Genomic DNA, 18,237 nt, shown 5'->3' with positions numbered 1-18,237 from the left:
CGTTTGTCCTCATGCAAGTAAAGCTCGAGCACAGCGGGGCGTGGATGCCGTTTCGCGCACGTCACGATGATTCGGCGGCGAACCGTTTGGCTACGTGGGTCGCCGCTAACTGGCAAGACAGCTACGATCGCCGAATCATCATCACCCCGCAGATAACCAACAACTTCATCAACGACCCCGACATACTCGCCGAATTGGCTGCTGGGGTGCCATGGGTATCCCCACGGACCGATCGCGAAGACCGGGGCGGCCCCGTTGTCGCCGCATGGCCCACCGAGGAAACGCTGGCATACTGCGTGCAGCGCGCACGCAACAGCAGCCTGCTTGTGTTCGAGTGGGGATCGGCGCCCAACATTCTCGGATGGGCAACAGCAGTGCAGGCGTTCAACGCCGAAACTGGCGAGTCGACACCACCGTTAGACGCCGAATTACACGACGTGTTCAAGACGATGCTCTTTTATGACGACTACCTATCCGAAGGCGCGAAAAGGGGAAGGCATCGAGACATCACGCAACAGCGGATACGCCGGCTGAAAGATGCTGGCCTCAACGCTGATTTCATCGTCACTTACTGCATAGCACTCGGCTTCACGCGCGACACCCGACGATTGCGCGAGCACTACAGGGCGGCATGATGCACCCACCTGGCACACCTGGTTCCTTCGGCGGCAACTTCTTCGACGCATCCGACATCGCTCGATCAATCATCGAATCCATCAATTCCTCGGCCAGTGCATCAATGGCAAAAGCCTTCAAGCCCCACGAGATTCAGGCTCCATGGCTCAAATTCCCACTCGTTGACTTGGCGGATCTTCGCAGGCAAAAATATCCCCCAAACTGGGTGCCGAAGACGCTAAGAAACGACCTTACGACTGCCTATCCGATCATCAAAGGCGAGGGCATTCCGCTGGTGTATGTTCCACGCGCCGACGTCTTCACCCCCGTCCTCGCCGCCAAAGATCGCCCCGAGCGCATCCACATCTTGATGCAACGCAAGGACGACGTGCTTGACGACTGCGCCGAAGCTCTTGCCGTGGACATCCACTCGAATGTGGAAGATCAGGCGCGGCTGGTTCGTGAAGCAGCCACGGTGTATCGGCTCGGTCACGCGGCAGCCGCGCAAGCCCTTGCCGTCGTCGCGTGCGACACCTTGATTAAAGCCAACATCGACTACAGATATCCGAACGCCAAGAGGCAAGCGACACCGGGCAACCTGGATGCCGCAATCCTTGCAAATATCCTTCGAATCGAACTCGCCCTGGCGCCGGTGGTGAAATTTCTTACCGATTGGAGTCCGGAGAGCGGGCGTCCGCAGCCGCAAGAGCTTTCGCGACATGTCACCGTTCATAACGCGACCACGGCGCACCTTCGCGATGACAACGGCCTAATCGCAGTCATGCTTGCCACCGGACTGATCCGCGCTCTCAGCGAAATGTTCGAATGGTTCGACGCGCGCGCGTCGACCTAAACCGGGTTGCTAATGGTCCGTCTCAGCTTTGGCTAACTACTTGTGTTTGGAGTTTGCTGCGTGCGCGCTGGACTTTGGCGAGGATGGACTCGGCGATGGCTGTCCGTATATAGGGCGCGGGATCGGAGTTGTGGGCGTGGCGCGGGCATCGAGGACAACGTCTCAGGTCAACGCCAACAAACCGCCGATCAACGCGCCGACTTTTTCAGGTCCAAGCGGCTAGTGGCAACGCGGTTCGTCCTCGTACTGGTCGGCGGGCATCCCCTTGTAGGTGATGTTCGTTTGCCATGCCGATGATCGTTGTGGATAAGCGATGACGAGGGTGCTGTAGTACGAGAAGTCGGCCCGACATGAAGCTGGCGCGGTCATTATTCCTTCCGCATGCACGACGACCGGGTAAGCGATCCGCTGTCCCTCAGCGCAACTGGGAACACAATTGGTTTCCACCGCTGTACCGGTTCCATCGGCACCCGCAGGGCCCCAGGACGTCCAATGCATGTTTTGAAGCTCACCAGTGCCGTCACACCCGAACTCGACGGCGGAGGGACGCTCGCCTAGATCTGAGCCCGGGTACCAACAACGGGCGATGATTATCGGCCCTGTTGGGGGATGAGGCTGCGGTGGTGCAGCTGCTGGCACAGGCGGAGGCGTTCTGCTGCTTGCGACGGTTGGACTGCTGGTCGACATAGGTGGTGGCGACTTCGGTGGAGTCGATGATGCGGTCACGGTTGGCTGCTTCCGTTGCCACGGCTCCCAGGCCAGCGCAACGACCCCGACTACGACTGATACGACTACGGTCGCTGCCGATATGGCAATGAGCCACCACTTCGATAAGCGCCCCAAGCCTGCACGTTCGGGCGGCTCTTCTGTGGGCGGCCGAGGTGGCGATACAGCAGTTGTCGCGTTGCCAAGTGCGGGTGCCCACGCGGTTGCCGCGGCGGTGGAAGCCAGGCCGAGGTTCATGGCGTGTTCAGCGAGCGCCTGCGCGAAATCTGAACAACGGGGAAACCGGTCGTCGGGGTCCTTGGCCAGCGCCACCGCCAACACGGGGTCGAGGGCGGCCAGTTCAGGACGACGATCAGCCAATGCTGGCGGTAGCGCCGTCAGGTGGCGACCGATGACCACAGCGGTGTTGGAGTGCGGGAAGAGCTGCGATCCCGTGAGCAAGTGGTAGGCCGTGGCCGCTAGCGCGTATTGATCCGCGCGACCATCGAGATCCTCACCTTTCAGCTGCTCAGGAGCGCAGTAAGCGAGCGTGCCGAGGGTCATGTTGGTGGCGGTCAGCCCACTAATGTCATCGACGCTGCGCGCGATGCCGAAATCGCCTAGAAGGATTCGCCGCCCGCCGTCGTCATCAACGTTGGTGAGCATGATGTTGGCCGGTTTGATGTCGCGATGCAGCAGGCCCTGCTTATGGGCGTAGTCGAGCGCGCTCGCTACCGCGGTGACAATATCGAGGACGTGGTTTGGAGGCATACCCGCAGGGAACCGTTCGGCGAGCAACCGGGCGGCGTCGAGGCCGTCGACGAAGTCCATGGAAATCCACAGTCGGCCCTCGGCCTCGCCGCGGTCGTGAACGCCGACGATATGCGGGTGCCACAACGTCGACGCCAGATCCGCCTCCCGCTCAAAGCGACTGCGATACTCGGAATCAGCCGAGACATGGGCTAGTAGCACCTTGAGCGCATCGCGCCGAGGCAACCTCGGGTGCTGCGCGAGATAAACCTCGCCCATGGCCCCCGAACCCAGTGACCGGATAATGGTGAAGTTCGCAAAGGCCGCACCGATTGTCAACGGCATGTGCAGATGCTATCGAGCGTCTCGGCCACCTCTAGCCGCAATCGATGAGTGGCAGCCCGTAGCACCTCAAGGGATAGCAGCAGGGCCATTCAGCCGGAGAATCGGCCATGACCAAGTTTGGCTGAAACACCGATGGTTATGAGAGGGGCATGGAGACCCTCGTATCTCGTGTGTCTCCAGGCACCCCGCAGCGCGGACAGGCGCCCACCACCACATCACGCCCACCCCGATACGTCGGATCGTTGCGGCGCTCGACCTCGGCGAGCGCGCGGGCACGCAGCGCCGCGGCCTGCTGCTCATCCACGGCCACGTGGTTGCGATGCCCAAGCAGAACCGGGATGGCTCCGATGGGCATGCACCCCAGGCGGCCAGCGTGGGCACCCAGTAACCGGGCCACCTGAGTACGGTTGGGCAGCGGGTTTTTGTGTAATTAGAACCGGCCGATGTGATGCGACCGGATGGTGCTGTCGCGGAGAACTACACCGCGACAGCAGCCGGGCGCTCGTGTGTGCTGCGCGCCGTTGCCTGGTCTGGGCGGGCGGCAGCGGCGCTGCCGCCCTCGATCGGCGGGCCGGCGGCCCGCCAGTCCAGCCGGCGCAGCCGGCTCGCCAGGAAACCGCCCGGCGAGGTGATGCGACCGCGCGCATTTGACTTCCTCCCCACGGCTGAAGCCGGGGGATTCCAACCGGTTTATGCTGCGGGTGCAGCAGCGTTGGGTTGGAGCAGTAATTCCTCGCGGTTTCCTGCTGGTTCCTGCTTCGGTGACCGCGCTCGGCCCGCGGGCCTTGGTTGGTCTTCACAGGCGGTGACCGCAAGCCCTGCGGCCAGAATGTTCCTCGCGGCGTTCACATCCGCGTGCTCGGTATGTAAGCAGTGGGTGCACCGGAATACCGCTTGGCTCTCACGGGATTTCGGGTCCACTTGCCTGCACGCTGAGCAGCGTTGCGATGTGTAGGCCGCCGGCACATTCACGACGGTGGTCCCGGTATAGCGGGCCGCCGAGGCTAGTGCCAACGCGAACTGATGCCAGCCTTTGTCCAGGATGGCGCGGTTGAGCCCGGACTTCGCTCTGACATTGCGCCCGGGCGATTCGACAGTTCCTTTCGCCGATTTCGTCATCTGCTTGGTCTTGAGATCTTCGATCACCACCACGGAGTTGGTAGCAGCAAGCTGGTGGGCGGTCTGAGCGCAGAAATCCAGGCGGCGGCGGCGCTCGCGGGCCCGCACCGCCGCCAACGCCGCCCGAGCTTTGTCCCGGTTGGCCGAGCCCCTGGATGCGCGGGACAATTTGCGTTGCAGCGCCACCACACGACGACGCTCCCCAGCGGTCACAAACTGGCGGTCGATCAGATCCCCGTGGCTGGTGGCGATCGCCGCCGCCACACCACGATCCACCCCCACCGCCGCACCCGGCACCGGGTGGATCTCGGGGGTCTGGCGGCCGTCGTCGACCAACATCGAGATGAACCAATGCCGACCCTCTCTGGTGAGGGTGGCCGAACGGACAGTCTCGCCATCGAGGCTGCGGCTGGCGCGGAACTTCACCCAGCCCAGCTTGGGCAACTTGATCCGGGCATGCCCACGGTTGAGCTTCTCCACGGCCATCTTGGAGCCCTCGGGAAACCGGAACGACGGCGCCCACCTGCGCCCCGAACGCCACCGCACCTTCCATGTGCCATGCTGGCGGCACGCCCGGTCCAGATCCATCAACGTCTGCTGCAAGCAATGCCCCGGAACATCTTTGAGCCACGGATGCTCAGCCTTGGCTTCAGCCAACTCTTTGCACTGCCTGGGGTAGTTCATCCACGCTCCGCGGCGGCGGTACTCGCGGCGCTGCTCCAAACCGGTGTTCCACACCGCCCGGCACGCCGCGCCGATCCGCTCGGCGAACTCAGCCTGCTCACCGGTGAACTCGACCCGAAACCGCCGCCCCGTCAGCATGGTTCAGCGGTCCTTCTGTGACTCGACGTAGCGTTTGACCACCGACAGCGGGGCACCACCAACAGTGGCGACGAAGTACGAGTTCGTCCACAGCGACGGCAACCGTGACTTCAGCCACGGGAACTCTTCGCGCAGCACCCGCGACGAGCGGCCCTTGATGGCCTTCACCAGTTTGTGCACGCCGAACTGCGGGTCCACCTCCACCAACAGGTGCACGTGATCAGGCATGGCCTCCATCTCGATCAACCACGCCCCCTTCTCGGTGATCACCTCAGCGATGATCTCCTTAAGCCGCTCCTCCATACGCCCGCCGATAACTCGGCGCCGGTACTTCGGGCACCACACAACGTGATACGCGCACTGAAACGCGATATTCGCGTTCGTCCGCAACGTAACACCCATACCCGACAACAGTAGACAGGTTGCGCCTATCTAACGCGACGACACGCCAGAAACACGCGTGCCAGCGGCCGCTTAAAGCCCACGCTTTGACGCGCTCACCCCCAGGGCTAAAGCCCGGGGTCCGCCGCGCTACGTCCCCTATGGTCGGTTGCCCGACCGCGGGGAGGACGTCAACTAAAACCATGAACTGTCCGCGAACTGCCCCAGAATGCAAATGTGCTTCTGAGCGAAGTCGCCGGCGGCGAAACCATCGAGATCACCCACCACGGGCGGGGGAGCACACCGTGTTACGCGCCCTAATCGCCGCGGCGCTACTGACCGGCGCCGCCGTCCGCTTGTTCGGCCTCCCCACTGACGCGGCACTGGGCTACGGCTTCGTCCTGTGCCTCACCATCTGGTTCACCTGGCCTGCCCTACGGTGTACTGCTCGCCTGATCAGCAACGCCCGACACAGCCGCCGCCGCAGCACCACAACTACGCCAGGCCCTGCGCCGCAGCTGACCCAGATCAACCACCATCACCACTACTACGGCCCCCCGCCTCCAATGACTCTAAGAAGCCCGCAGCGGCCAGACCACCCCCTGCCGGGGCTGCCCCAACGCACCTGTCAGCAGAAAGCCCACGACGCGATTTACGACATCATCGACCACAACGACATTGGGCCATGAGCACACGCCACGATCTGCAGACCGACCACAGCTGGGAGAACCGGCGCCTGATCCTGTCCTCGCTCGCCCCCCGAACCGCCACCCGGCCAGCCCGCCGCAGCCTCGCCGAAACCCCAGCAACCACCGCTGACGCCCAACCCAAGAAGGCAAGTCTGCTCACCCGCAGCCTGCACGCCTCCAAGCGGGCAGCTCGCGCCGCCGGGCAGCAATTCAACAAACGGGTACCGCCCGAGCGGCGTATGCACACCGCAATTATCACCGCCGCCGCGGTCGTTTTACTGCTGGTGGCCTTGGCCGCGGTCAACTACCTCACCGCTGACATCCGCCCACAGTCGAACACCACCACCACGACCGCGGCCACACCGCCCACACCTACACCGCCGCCGCTGCGAAATGACACCATCATCAAAGGGCTCACCGCCGCCGACATGTGCCCCCGTGACGTTAACTACTCCGACGCAAACCGGGCCTTCGACGGCGACTTCAACACCGCCTGGGTATGTACCCGCGTCAAAAACCAGGACGGCCAGATCATCCAAGTCGACTTCAGCCGCCAAGTCACCATTACCCAGGTCCGCGCCATCTCCGGATTCGACGCCATCGCCCCCGACGGCACTGACCAATGGTCCAAACACCGCATCGTCACACAACTCGAAGTGTGGTTCCCCAAAGACCTTAAGCGAGACCCCGTCACCATCGACACTGGCGGAGCCAGAGACTGGCGGTCCGCCACCATCAACCCACCAGCCACCGTCAGCAAACTCCTGATCCGCGTCAAAGAAACCTCTGACCCGCCCCATCCGGCAACCGCCACAACCGAAACAACCTCAGCCAGCCCTGACAATGTGACCACCGTAGCAATCAGCGAAATCCAGTTCATCGGCACTCTCGGCACTGCGTCGGCGCCGGACGCAGCGGCCACGACCAGACCGCCTGATCTGGGCGAGCGCCCCGCGCCCCAGGCGCTCGTGATGCAGCCTGCATCACCGGTTGGTTACGACACCCGAACGGTCGGATAACGACAATCGAACAGCAGAATCGGCCCGACTAAACCGGCCCGCTACGCGGGCCGACCGACTGGATGGGCTTCCTCCCGGCCGTAAACGGCCAGGCTTCCGCCGAAGAAGGTTCGGTGATCGGCCGACTGCGGACGTTGCGTTTACTGGGTGATATAGTCCATTTATGCGTAGCGACGCTCCACTGTTGATGCCAATCTTCCGCTCCCGCCACCAGGCGGAGTTGCTGACCCGGCTGCTGCTCAACCCCGACCAGGAGTACACCCTCTCCGAGCTTTCACGCGAGCTCAACGTGCCACTGACAACCCTGCAGCGCGAATCCCAGCGTCTCGCCGACGTGGGCCTCATCCGTGAGCGCAAGCAGGGACGCAACCGCCTGCTCTCAGCTAACCCCTCCAACCGCGCCACCGGACCGCTAACTCAGTTGGTCATGATGACTTTCGGCCCAGTCGAGGTCATTGGCCAGGAGTTCGCCATCGACGGCGTCGAGCAAGTGATTATTTTCGGCTCTTGGGCAGCCCGCTACGTCGACCAACCTGGCCCGCCGCCTAAAGACATCGACGTCCTAGTGGTCGGATCGATCAGCGAACTCACCCTCTACGAAGCTGCAGACAGGGCACAGCGCAGGATCGGGATCGAGGTCAACCCGGTCCGCTGCACACCCCAGCAGTGGGCCGAACCAGGCGACTGGACCTTGATAATCGAAATCCGTAACCGCCCCTACACTGTTGTCTACCGCGCCGAAGTGGACGCGGCGTGAGCTGGCAGCAAGGCCGCGACACCATCGTGTTACTCATCAGACGTGGCCATCTCGAGCAAATCAGCGGAGACGCCGCTAATGGCGGCTATCTGATCCAGCAGGCACGCCAACGGTTGACAACCGCAACAACCCTGCTAAACGTCGACCCTGTCAGCGCCTACACCATCGCCTATGACAGCGCCCGCCAGGCCGTCACCGCACTGCTCATCCAACAAGGCCTGCGCCCCAAGATGGAGGGCGGCCATGTCGCCATCGCCGAAGCAGTTCGCGCTCAGTTCGGCGAGCCGTTCCACTTCTTCAATGCGATGCGGCGCCGGCGCAACAAGCTCGAATATCCACAGAGCCCAAGCGATGTGGCGATCGCTTCTGACGCAGCAGCCGAGGCGCTCGACTATGTTGAGCGCACGGTGCGCGCAGCTGAACAATTACTACCGACCCTCCGTATATGGCATCCATAACACTTGCCCGCTTGTCGCCAGGTAAGAGCAACGGTCACGAAACGAGGTGCACTGCACGAGCTCCGGTAAGACAACCGCCTTCGCGCGGCTCGCATTGCGCGCGCCGATACCTGGCCGCCAGCGCGGCGACATAACGCTGCATGCGCTCGGGCCTCGTGGATTTTGGTGAGGGCTTCGGCGAGATCGGTTGGCGGGGGCTCGGCGGCGGTCAGGGTGTGGTTGCCGGCCTGAATGGTGACGGTGCGGTAGCGCCTCGCGGTGCGGACGACTTTCTTGATGCTCCAACTGGTTTGGTGCTCGATCCAATGGGAGACGGCCATCGCGGCGAACAACGACGCTGAGATGGGCTTCGATGGAGTCGCGGGCGGCGGTAAATCGGCCGGGCTTGTAGGTCGTGCTTGGACATTCAGAAGGCCTTCTGGATGCGCCACAGCTGGTGATACGCATCGATGACGAACGTTGCGGTGGTGTATCCGTTGCAACCGGCCAGCGCCCGGGTCTTGGCCTCCTACACTTGCCGGTTTCGTTTGTCGCCAGTTACTGGGACAATGACTGCCATGGGCAGTAAGAGCAAGCTGGATATCCAGACCGAGAAGTTGGCGTCGGCGGCCGGCAAAGCAGCACAAACGCTGGCTGCCAGCGCGGTGCCGGCGATCCCGCCACCACCGCCGACGGCGACATCGCAGCTCGACGCGGCCCTCGTCGGCCTGGCCACCGCTTCCGAGGCGATGCGCGTCAAGGCCGACGCCGAGGGCAGCCTGTGGGCCACCAAGCAGCAGGCCGCGCTCACAGAGTCGCCACCGGTCTTTACTCAGCAGGACCAGCAGGGCGCCCACGACTATAACCGTGCAGCCACCCAATTCCCGACACCGGTAATGATCCCCGGCGGCAGCGCCGGCAAGATCCTCAAGGCCTGACCAGGGAGTTTTCCGATGTCGATCGCGCCGCCGCCACCGGCTTACCCGACGCGGCCCCCGCGGCCCTACCCGCCCGTGCCGTCGCAACACCGACGTCGCTGGCCCGCGGTCGCCGCGTCCGCCAGTGTCGGCGCGCTCATTTCCGGCACCATCACCACCCTGGTCACGATGGCCGCCACCGCCGGATCCGGCGACAACACGGCTGGGCCGACCGCTGCGCCGACTGTCACCGTCACTGCCACACCTCCGAAGCCCACCCCGCTGCCCGTAGCAGAGGCCGACAAGCAGACCTGCCACGCGTGGGGCACAGCAGACAATCTGGTCACCGCCGCCGCATACGCCCTAAACGTCATCCCCCAGGGCATGCCGTTCACAGATCCTGCAGTGCGGGACAACGCGGCATGGAAGGCCGGCGTCAAGCGGGCCAGCGACCTATACGCCCAGGCTGCCGACGTATTCGCGTCCCAGATCGCGCCAGGAACCAGCCAAATACTTGCCGAGGTTTCCGACACCACCGTCAGCTCGCTGCGCACCCTCAGTGAGGCCTACAAATCGTTTGATCCAGACAGCGACAAAGCCGTGGCCGTTTTCCAGGCCAGCCAAAAGGCCCTCGATTGGATATGCTTCCCACGATGACTCGGGTTGACACCGGCTTACCGCCGCCGACCCCAGCAATGCCGGGGTATTTCCCGTTACCGCCTGACGATCACAGGCGGCGTTGGCTTGTGCCCGTCACTGCGGGTGTTATCTGCGCGGCTGCGGCCTCGGTCGTTGCCGCTGTGATCACAATCCAGGTCCGCGGCACCGGAACTGCCAATACCCCGACAAGCGCGCCTGTGACAGTCACCATGACTGCGGCGCCACATCCATCACCAGCGCCATTGCCGGCCGCGCAAGCGGACCGCCAGACTTGCGAGCACGGGTGGATCCCTGCTGGCCATTTCATTGACTCAGGCAAGGCGGCGCTGGCGACGCTTCCTACAGGAGTAAGGGTCGGCGACTCGGTAGTTCCCACTAACCCTGATTGGAACGCAGCGGCCCAAAAGGCGGCCGCCTCCTACCGTCAAGCAAGCGCTATTCTGAAGCCCGCGATTGCCCCAGGCACCACTCCAATCCTCGCTGAGGCTGCTGCCACTGCAGTGAAGCAGCTTCGTCTTCTCGGCGACGCCATCAGCACAAATGACCCCATTTTTGGCAATGCTATTGAGATTGGTAATACAACCGCCAACGAGGTCGGCACTTTATGCTATCGCTTGGCGCCTTAATCGGAGGGCTTGTACGCCTTGGCTTTTGGTGAAGTGTCGATGCCCGCCACCGAGCACTCGGCTGCGATTCTGGCTGGTTCGTGGCCTTCGCAGAGTGTGACGGCGTGGTCTGGCTACGAAATGGAGTTCACCCAGGCAGCGAACCGGCTGTTCGATGCTCTGAATATCCAGTACGACATCCGCGACATTTTGGCACCGATGGAAGGCGCATTCATCGATGCTGCGCGCGCGCTTGAGGCCGGGTGTGAAACTGCGCTGCAGAACCGGATTGAAGGATACCGTTACCTTGCTAAGCAGGCCCTGTGGGCTGCAAACGAATTGCATTCCACCAAGGCCGATCTGGTTGAGATAGTCAACCAGGCCGAGGAGGATATTCAGGAAGCGCGGGACGCTGCTGAGAAGGCAAAGGCTGCTGCCGCGGCAGTGCCGGGCGCAGCGCAAGCGATAGAGGACAAGTTGCAGGCCGATATTGCCGCGATCGTTGCGAGTGCCAAAGGCAAGGCCCAAGCGCGCGATCTTCAGGGTGCCGCCACGGTTGCCGGGTTGTCCTCCGAAATCGGCAGCTGGACAATGCCATTCAGCAATAATCTTCTGTCACAGCCTGCTGGGGCACCGGACATCGGCAAAGTCCCCGCCGCACCGGCACCTGCCACACCAGCACCCGCCCAACCTAAACCGCACGGTGGTGGCGCTGGTGCCCAGCCTGTCGACAAATACACCACCAATGAAGCCGATCCAGCTACGGGGATCCCGGCGCAACAGAGTACAAATGCCCAGCAGGGACAACAGACTCAGGTTCAGCAGACCGCCTATCACCAGCCTAACGGGTCCGATCCGAATCAAACGGCACTGCCGCATTCGACGCCGGAGCCTGCGACGTCATCTCCTTCGCAGAGCGCTGGTGGGTTGAGTAGTCCTGGTTCGCTGGTGGGTCACATGATGCGGCCGATCTCGTCGGGTGGGGGCTCGTCGCCGGCGGCTGGGTCGCCTTTGTCTTCGGGTGCAAGCGGTTTGGGTAATTTCGGTAATCCTGGGGCGACTCCTGCTGCGGCGCAGGGGAGTCCGTTGGCTAGTCCTAACGCGGCCGCCGCGCCTGGTGTCGGTGCTGCTCCCGGTGCTGGCGCTGCCAGTGGTGCCGGTCAGGCCCCCGGTTTGGCGAGCTTGGGTAGTGGTATTGCGGAGACGTCGGCGCGGATGGCTTCCGGCGTGATCAGCGGCGCGGCGAATGGGCTTGGCGCGGTTGCGAACGCGGGTAACCAGGTTGCGCAAAACGTTGCTGCCGGGGCGGCGCAAGCGACGGCGGCACAAGCAGCAGCGTCGGCTGCGCCGAATCCTGCTGCCATGACCACCCCAGCCGCTGCGGGCCCGGCTGCTGCGGGTGGTGCCCCGATGGTGATGATGCCCCCGCCGCCTGCGGGCGGCGGCGCGGCGCCGCTAGGTGGTGCGCCGACCGCGGGGCCGGTCACGCCGGCCATACCGGCCGCGGCACAACCCGTCGGTGGCTCCGGGCCGGTGGCGGGCTCGTCGCCGGGTGCGGCGGCGGCCCCCTATGCGATGCCACAAAACCGGCTTGCTTCCATCGGGGCGGGCGGTGCCACCGGTGACGAGCTCTTTGAGCAAGCGATGGATGCTGGCCGTGACGTGATCGCGGCGATGCTCGCTCAAATCAGGGGCTACATCCCAATTCATTTTGCGGTGTCGCTGATCTGGGAACGAACCGGCGCAGTGACCGCGTGGTTAGCCACCAGCGAAGGCGCCTCATATATCCCGCTGGGTGTGCGCATCCCGCAGGATGTGCGGCTTGCGGTCACTGATCCGGTGGTGGGACGTGAACTCTGGGAGAAGACCGCGGCCGCTGGCGGTGCCAATCCGCTCGAGGTAGTGGTGCGCCACGCTGAAGCGCGTCAGATGGCCGCGCCGGGGGAGCGGGTGTTGGCCATCGCCGGCTCGGTGCCGTTGGCGCAGGTGATCGACTGGGCTGCCGCGGTGGGCGCGCGGCCGGTCAGCGTGGACCTCCAGAAATCCGCCGCGCCCGATCTCGGTGTCATGCTGCATCGCTGCCAGGTCGCGATGCCGTGGGAGTGGCGGCAGGCCAATGCTTTTAGCGCCCAGGATCGGCTGCGCATCGCCGCGCGGCACATGCATATGGCGGCGATGGCCGGACATCTTCATGGCGCGGCCTGTGAGACGGTGATGCGGCTGTTTGAGGAACGCAAGCCGATCAGCGACCAGTTGTGGGAGCAGGTTCGCAACGAGCGCTACATCGCGCTGGTCGAGTACGAGTCGGCTGTGAGGACACGCGGGCAAGGGGGATCGGAGCCAGCGCGGGCGTTGGCGACCGCGCGCGCCGCCGAGGTCATCGAGTGCCTGCGCAACTACGACACCGTCGATGGTTGCGCGGATCTTTTGTATGCGAGCCGTCTGGCGGGAGCGCCATTGAGCTTGGACGCCGCCGTCGCCTAGCACGCGTTTCAGATTTTTCGACCTGTGCCAAGCCGGGTCGGCCTTCACCGCGCGGCGGCGACTCCCGCGTTATACACCCACGCACCATCTGAGGTATTTTTCATGAAATATGGCGGCTGACTGGTGGGGTGAGATATCAGCGCGGGAGCTGGCCGGCAGGCCGATCGCTGAGCTGATCGACGGCCTGGAGCATATCGGTGCGCAGCCGATTCCATACGGGCGGCTTCCGGGGCGCGCTCGGAGCTTCTACTCTGGGGATTTCGCTACCTGGTCGGATCTGGCCGACCAGACGATTTCATCATTGATCAGCCGGCCAAAGGGCGGTGCGGCCACGGTGCGCGCCATTATGGCGGCCGCGCGAGACGCCGTCGAAAGGGCTAGGTCGAATTCTGCGGCGAATGACGCTGCGTCTGCGGCACTGCGACTGCTCGATCGCCTCACCGAAAGTGACCGGATCATCCTGCGTGGGCGGACTTGGGCGCTGCGGCCGCAGACCCTTCAGAAGGTTGCCGAGGTGCTTGGTACCAGTGATGCATCGGTCATGCGCAACCAGCGTAAGGCGGAGGTCCGATTCGCGGAGCTGCTCGCCGATCCATTTCACCGTGACGTAGCGGCGCACGCAGAACAACTTCGTCGCGCAATAGGCCCTTTGGTTCGTGACCACATGATCGAGGCGGCGCTGCGAGATATCGGGCTTGACCTGGAGGGCGAGGCAGGATTGATGTTGCTGGCGGTGGCGGGCCCCTACGCGTGGCGTGATGGCTGGTTTGAGGACACTTCGACAGGAGCATTCAGCGCCGCAGAAGCGGCGCTGAATGCAGCACTTGCTCGATTTGGGGCGCCGTCGACTGCTGACCTCGTCGCTGAACTGGGTCTTCTTGGCATGGCTGCTGATGTTGCCGAGGACTTTGTTAAGAGTCGGCCGGGGTTGCGGCGTTTCGGTGACCGGTGGGTGCGGTGGGGCACATCGGTGGCCGACAAGGCTGTGGCTGTGCTGCACGTGTCTGGAGTTCCTGCGACCGCGGAGATGATCGCCGCAGCGATCGGCGAGAACTATCATCCCCGGGCGGTGCGTGAGGCGCTGTACGGCGACCACCGGTTCGCCCGTACTACCCGACGGACTTGGGCGCTACGGGAGTGGGGGCTTGATGAATACGGCGGCGTCTTCAGTGAAATCGTGAAACGGATTGACGTTGCCGGCGGGGTCATCGAAGTTGAGACTGTGGTTGCCGATATGAGGACGTGTTTTCCTGATGTCGCTGAGATCTCCGTTCGTACTTACTTAGCAGCGGCCCCCGGCTTTGTGACTGAAGGCGGTATGGTGCGCAAGCGAACTGCAGCTGATGGCTGGCCGACTGTGCCTCCATTGCGCTCGGTGCGCCGCGTGTTTTGCAATGGACGCAACGAAATACGGGTGGCCCTGGCGGTAACCCGGGATCTGCTGCGCGGCTCGGGCCAGCAGGTCCATCCCGCCGTGGCGGCAGCATTGGGAATACACCCGGGTGAGCATCGTCTATTTAGCGGCCCTCATGGTGCCATCAAGCTTGCCTGGCATCTTTCCACGACGCGCGGACCGAGTGTCGGATCACTGCGCGCTCTTGCGGCGAGCGTCGGCGCCGAATTGGGCGACACCGTCGTGCTGGTGTTCAATCTGCGTGACAACGCTATAGACGTAGCGCGGATCACGGCTGGAGAAAGTCCGCATTGCCACCTGCAGGCCCTGCTAGGGAAGCCCGCACAGGATCCGATTCCCGCGCTGGCTCGCGCCCTTGACTGTAGACCGCACCAGGTTACGTCGATCCTGCGCGACCGCGGCGATAACGAAGTCCTTGAACTCATTGAACACGACTTCCGATTAGCTCAAAAGCGGACGGATTTGGCGTGTGGATGAGGCGATTCCCAAGGGGCATACCCCGGATGATGACGGGCTGAAACGGTCTGTCTCGTTGGCCGAATTACGAAGTGAGTTGTACCGGCTGCGGTTGGCGGCGGGCCAGCCGAGCTTTCGTTCGATGGCGCAGAAAACAGGGTGGAGTCGCGCGACAGTTGGGCGGGTTTTCAGTGGAGAGTCCGTGCCGAAGTGGGACGTACTCGAAGCTGTTGTGGCGCATTTGGGCGGCAACACAGAGATGTTTCGGCAACTTTGGATCGAGTGCATGGGTGGGGGTGGTCAACCAACAGCGGCAGCGGCGGCTGCTGACGAGTCTCTGCGACGGGGGTTGGCCTCTTATGTCGCGGCGGCGTGCTTCGTGCTGCTTTTTATCGTCGTCTCTGTGCAAGGCTTGGCACCGGCCAGCGCTTCACGCAATCAGGCGATCACCGACGCCGCGCAGCTCGGGTTCGGCCTTGTTGCAGCCGGCCTATGGGGTGTTGTCTTCGCTAAGAGCAAAGAAGGGCGTGCGCTGGCGCTGGCGCTGGGGCTGGTGGGGTGGTCTGGGGGTCAGGCGTATTGGCTTGCGATGCGCGATATCTTCGATAACCCAATCCCTGCTGCGCCATCGATCGGTGATCTGTTCTATCTGCTGCTTCCAGCTTGTGTGATCCCGAGCTTTGTGGCGGCGTTGCCGGCGAGGTTGCGCTGGGCGTGCGCAGGAGTGCTTGTCGTTCTGATGTTGTCGACCACGGCTGCAGCGGCACTGGCCCTGTTGTTTTTCATCCGTGGACCCGTCGGCGCGGCTGTCGTCTACGCGCTCTACATCGTTACCGACCTGACGATGCTGGTTGTGTTCGGTTTGTTCGGTTGGATTGGGCGCCGCGAGCGCAACTGGTCGTTAGCGGTGGCGTTCTGCGGAGTTGCCGTTCTGTTGATATCGGATTTGTTGTTCGTCTATTTCGCCTGGTGGAAGCCACAAAACTCGATTCCGTACGGCGCCGATGTCGGGTACATGATTTTTCCTTCGGCTATGAGCATTGCTGCCAGTTACTTGCTGGAAAAGAGGTAGGCGCTTTCATGCTTGATCAGTTTTTCGGAGCCGACGGCGTTCAAGTTGTCGGTTTGTCACATCGGTTGGCTCCCGGGGAAGTATGTCACTACCCCGGCGATCCCCCGTACCGGTTGCAGCCTGTGACCAGTTTCGATAGCGACGGTTATGCGCTCAACTATGTTTCAGTCGGTGAACATACCGGAACGCATTGGGGTGCGCCGCGCCATTTCAATGAAGGTGCAGCTGCCGCGGACGAGCTGGAGGCTGAAGACTTTTTTCTGCCGGGTGTGATGATCGATGTGCAACGTCAGGCTGAAAACGATGACGACTACGCGGTTACTGTCGATGATCTCGAAGCTTGGGAGTCGGTATTTGGGCCGTTTCCGCACCAGTGCGCGGTCATCCTTAACACCGGCTGGCATAAGCGCTGGCCGACTGCGCGTTTCGCCAATCTCGACGATAACGGCGTGCCGCGTCACCCGGGATTCTCTGTTGAGGCGGTGCGGTGGCTGCTGCGGCGAGGGGCGCTCGGGCATCGCGGAGCGTTGGGGACGGACGCGTTTAGTCCCGATGTCGGTGTTGATGAAACGTTCGCGGTTTCCAAACTTCTGTACCGGGAGCATCGCATCAGCCTCGAAGTGCTTGCTAACCTCGACCGGCTTCCTGCGCGCGGGTTTTGGCTTGCGGTTGGCGGTTTCATCAACGCCGGCGGCACTGGCTCACCCGCAACGGTTTACGCTTTGAGGCCCAATGGCGTCGCACAGCGTCGATAGGCGTGCGATCACCGCTGTTACTGTTGGGAAACGCCTCGATACTGTTGCGCGGTGACAGGATTATGTGTCGTTGACGTCCTCCCCGCACTGAAGATGCGGGGATTCCTCGTGCCGGCCAGCTGTCTCGTTGTTCATGCTGCGAGCAACGCCGCGGGCTGGTCGGTAGTGGAGGTTCGCGCCGAGCGGCTCTGTCGTATTTTGGCCCGCGCTGCGCGTCGGGCTTTGATACGCGCCACTGACTTCCGCGAGGGCGGATGCCTGCGGCCTCGCCGCTTGCGTGCTTGCGCACTACGGCTGGACTTCGGCGGCTCGTCGACGTCCCGATGTGAGGACATTCGCGCGTTGGCGGTTGCGGACTGGCTGGCCAGTGTGGTGCTACCTCGCGATCGGCATCACGCCAACGAACACCACATAGTCGACGGTTGAGCCTCGACTCCACAAGACGGCGAGGTCGTTGACGGATGGGGACCGCACGGGCACCTTCCACATCTTCTTGCCGTTTGATCCGGTGATTTCTTCTCGCCGGGCCTGCGCGCTGTCCGGGTGCTGGTCGATCAGTTCGAGCACGCTGCAGATCGCGTCCCAGGTCTGATCGTCCGCAGATTGCTCCAGCGCGTCGAGCTGCGCGGCGGCCTTTGGTGCGTACTCGATGGGCACGGTTACCGGCGTCGCTTATAGGTGCGTTTCACTGCGGTGGACGGGTCGTCGACGAACTCTTCGATACGCGCGCGGTCGGCAGCCGGGAGCGCGAGGTAGCTCGCCTGTGCCGCCGACATAACCACTGCAGGTTCCAACACCAACACCCCGTCGGGTTCCTCGTGCAGCAAGTAGGTCGAGTCAGGGTGGCCCACCAGCGTGGCGCGGCCGCGGCTGTCGGTGCGGATCATCTCACTCATACCAACCACACTACCCGTGGTGGGTTGAACCCACATAGGGTAGCAGATGGTCGCTTCGCGCGACTTCGTTGTTCTGGAGCAGGCGGTGGTGCTGGCCGAGCATTGTCGCCACGCGCGGTTTGTGTGGAACTTGGCGGAGAACGCCGCTGAGCAGGACAAAGGTGTGTCGATAAACGCGTGGCGTCGCCCCCAGACTCCCTGATCGTCCACGGTGTCGCCGTGGATCGTTGGCACCGACAGCGTCCTGATGCTCTGGGCGCGAACGGCGGCGGCTGTCTCGCGGCGGCCTATCGCGGTCACGGTCGAAGCGCCAGGTGGCTCACAGTGGCGCAAACCGGCTTAATCCCTGATCAGAGCGGGTGGATTGTGTCTCTTGCTGTTGACGGTGGACAGCCGTATACGCACCGTTTTGACATGGGATTCCGCGCAGCGTTCGGCTGTCTCGGCGCAGTGTTGCGCGCCGCCGTAGGCCGCCCGCTGGAGGCG

At 63.2% G+C, this 18,237-nt stretch carries 20 protein-coding genes and 1 pseudogene; 12 read left to right on the top strand and 9 right to left on the bottom strand.

What is annotated here, in order from left to right; translation table 11 throughout:
• Positions 1 to 11: 11 nt before the first annotated feature.
• Positions 12 to 635, top strand: coding sequence for a hypothetical protein (locus MSM1_RS20375; RefSeq protein ID WP_213445943.1), 624 nt, complete (start codon positions 12 to 14; stop codon positions 633 to 635).
• Entirely contained in the window at positions 632 to 1,468 is an 837-nt protein-coding gene (locus MSM1_RS20370) for a hypothetical protein (protein WP_213445941.1), read from the top strand. Before MSM1_RS20375 ends, MSM1_RS20370 begins: the two co-directional genes overlap by 4 nt.
• 219 nt (positions 1,469 to 1,687) lie before the next feature.
• Here MSM1_RS20370 and MSM1_RS20365 read toward each other — a convergent pair whose 3' ends face one another.
• The 4 genes from MSM1_RS20365 to tnpA form a co-directional block, all read right to left on the bottom strand.
• Complete coding sequence (locus tag MSM1_RS20365; RefSeq protein ID WP_213445939.1) at positions 1,688 to 3,268, bottom strand: serine/threonine-protein kinase; 1,581 nt, start codon at positions 3,266 to 3,268, stop codon at positions 1,688 to 1,690.
• 136 nt (positions 3,269 to 3,404) lie between these two features.
• Entirely contained in the window at positions 3,405 to 3,623 is a 219-nt protein-coding gene (locus MSM1_RS20360; RefSeq protein WP_213445937.1) for a hypothetical protein, read from the bottom strand.
• Between the two features lie 335 nt (positions 3,624 to 3,958).
• Positions 3,959 to 5,209, bottom strand: a complete 1,251-nt coding sequence (locus MSM1_RS20355; RefSeq protein WP_213445935.1) for an RNA-guided endonuclease TnpB family protein — start codon at positions 5,207 to 5,209, stop codon at positions 3,959 to 3,961.
• A 3-nt stretch (positions 5,210 to 5,212) separates the two neighbouring features.
• Complete coding sequence (tnpA, locus tag MSM1_RS20350; protein WP_213445933.1) at positions 5,213 to 5,611, bottom strand: IS200/IS605 family transposase; 399 nt, start codon at positions 5,609 to 5,611, stop codon at positions 5,213 to 5,215.
• A gap of 664 nt (positions 5,612 to 6,275) precedes the next feature.
• On the opposite strand from tnpA, the gene MSM1_RS20345 reads away from it, so the two are divergent.
• The 3 genes from MSM1_RS20345 (at position 6,276) to MSM1_RS20335 (ending at position 8,513) form a co-directional block, all read left to right on the top strand.
• The gene (locus MSM1_RS20345) at positions 6,276 to 7,298 is read left to right on the top strand and encodes a discoidin domain-containing protein (RefSeq protein ID WP_236057297.1); all 1,023 of its coding nucleotides are present in this window, start codon (positions 6,276 to 6,278) and stop codon (positions 7,296 to 7,298) included.
• Between the two features lie 163 nt (positions 7,299 to 7,461).
• On the top strand, positions 7,462 to 8,055 hold the full coding sequence (locus MSM1_RS20340) for a winged helix-turn-helix domain-containing protein (protein WP_213445931.1): 594 nt from the start codon (positions 7,462 to 7,464) through the stop codon (positions 8,053 to 8,055).
• A complete protein-coding gene (locus MSM1_RS20335; RefSeq protein WP_213445929.1) occupies positions 8,052 to 8,513 on the top strand; it encodes a hypothetical protein in 462 nt (153 codons plus the stop codon). Before MSM1_RS20340 ends, MSM1_RS20335 begins: the two co-directional genes overlap by 4 nt.
• A gap of 140 nt (positions 8,514 to 8,653) precedes the next feature.
• Here MSM1_RS20335 and MSM1_RS20330 read toward each other — a convergent pair.
• A pseudogene (locus MSM1_RS20330) lies at positions 8,654 to 9,021 on the bottom strand (IS1634 family transposase); the annotation flags it as partial.
• Between the two features lie 49 nt (positions 9,022 to 9,070).
• Here MSM1_RS20330 and MSM1_RS20325 point away from each other — a divergent pair.
• Together MSM1_RS20325 and MSM1_RS20320 are read left to right on the top strand one after the other, a co-directional pair.
• The gene (locus MSM1_RS20325) at positions 9,071 to 9,430 is read left to right on the top strand and encodes a hypothetical protein (protein WP_213445928.1); all 360 of its coding nucleotides are present in this window, start codon (positions 9,071 to 9,073) and stop codon (positions 9,428 to 9,430) included.
• 15 nt (positions 9,431 to 9,445) lie between these two features.
• Entirely contained in the window at positions 9,446 to 10,066 is a 621-nt protein-coding gene (locus tag MSM1_RS20320) for a hypothetical protein (RefSeq protein WP_213445926.1), read from the top strand.
• Between the two features lie 605 nt (positions 10,067 to 10,671).
• Here the strand turns inward: MSM1_RS20320 and MSM1_RS22265 are convergent.
• Positions 10,672 to 11,202, bottom strand: coding sequence for a hypothetical protein (locus MSM1_RS22265; protein ID WP_236057295.1), 531 nt, complete (start codon positions 11,200 to 11,202; stop codon positions 10,672 to 10,674).
• Positions 11,203 to 12,036: 834 nt separating this feature from the next.
• On the opposite strand from MSM1_RS22265, the gene MSM1_RS22260 reads away from it, so the two are divergent.
• The gene (locus MSM1_RS22260) at positions 12,037 to 13,158 is read left to right on the top strand and encodes a hypothetical protein (RefSeq protein WP_236057293.1); all 1,122 of its coding nucleotides are present in this window, start codon (positions 12,037 to 12,039) and stop codon (positions 13,156 to 13,158) included.
• Between the two features lie 298 nt (positions 13,159 to 13,456).
• Here the strand turns inward: MSM1_RS22260 and MSM1_RS20310 are convergent, their stop codons facing one another.
• Positions 13,457 to 13,777 carry a hypothetical protein gene (locus tag MSM1_RS20310; protein WP_213445922.1) on the bottom strand — a complete coding sequence of 107 codons (321 nt, stop codon included), beginning with the start codon at positions 13,775 to 13,777 and terminating at the stop codon, positions 13,457 to 13,459.
• Between the two features lie 45 nt (positions 13,778 to 13,822).
• Between MSM1_RS20310 and MSM1_RS20305 the strand changes: the two genes are divergently transcribed.
• Genes MSM1_RS20305 through MSM1_RS20295 form a run of 3 tightly spaced genes read left to right on the top strand, consistent with a single transcriptional unit; the run spans position 13,823 to position 16,855 of the window.
• Positions 13,823 to 15,049, top strand: coding sequence for a hypothetical protein (locus MSM1_RS20305; RefSeq protein ID WP_213445920.1), 1,227 nt, complete (start codon positions 13,823 to 13,825; stop codon positions 15,047 to 15,049).
• Entirely contained in the window at positions 15,042 to 16,100 is a 1,059-nt protein-coding gene (locus MSM1_RS20300; RefSeq protein WP_213445917.1) for a helix-turn-helix domain-containing protein, read from the top strand. The genes MSM1_RS20305 and MSM1_RS20300 overlap by 8 nt, the downstream gene beginning before the upstream one ends.
• Positions 16,101 to 16,108: 8 nt before the next feature.
• On the top strand, positions 16,109 to 16,855 hold the full coding sequence (locus tag MSM1_RS20295) for a cyclase family protein (protein WP_213445915.1): 747 nt from the start codon (positions 16,109 to 16,111) through the stop codon (positions 16,853 to 16,855).
• 375 nt (positions 16,856 to 17,230) lie between these two features.
• On the opposite strand, the gene MSM1_RS20290 is transcribed toward MSM1_RS20295, so the two are convergent.
• Together MSM1_RS20290 and MSM1_RS20285 are read right to left on the bottom strand one after the other, a co-directional pair.
• Positions 17,231 to 17,512 carry a hypothetical protein gene (locus MSM1_RS20290; protein ID WP_213445913.1) on the bottom strand — a complete coding sequence of 94 codons (282 nt, stop codon included), beginning with the start codon at positions 17,510 to 17,512 and terminating at the stop codon, positions 17,231 to 17,233.
• A 2-nt stretch (positions 17,513 to 17,514) separates the two neighbouring features.
• Positions 17,515 to 17,751, bottom strand: a complete 237-nt coding sequence (locus MSM1_RS20285) for a hypothetical protein (RefSeq protein ID WP_213445911.1) — start codon at positions 17,749 to 17,751, stop codon at positions 17,515 to 17,517.
• A 46-nt stretch (positions 17,752 to 17,797) separates the two neighbouring features.
• On the opposite strand from MSM1_RS20285, the gene MSM1_RS20280 reads away from it, so the two are divergent.
• A complete protein-coding gene (locus tag MSM1_RS20280) occupies positions 17,798 to 17,953 on the top strand; it encodes a hypothetical protein (RefSeq protein ID WP_213445909.1) in 156 nt (51 codons plus the stop codon).
• Positions 17,954 to 18,237: the final 284 nt, after the last annotated feature.

Source organism: Mycobacterium sp. SM1, from assembly GCF_018361265.1.
Lineage (GTDB): Bacteria > Actinomycetota > Actinomycetes > Mycobacteriales > Mycobacteriaceae > Mycobacterium.
This window is presented reverse-complemented; position numbering and strand designations above follow the sequence as displayed.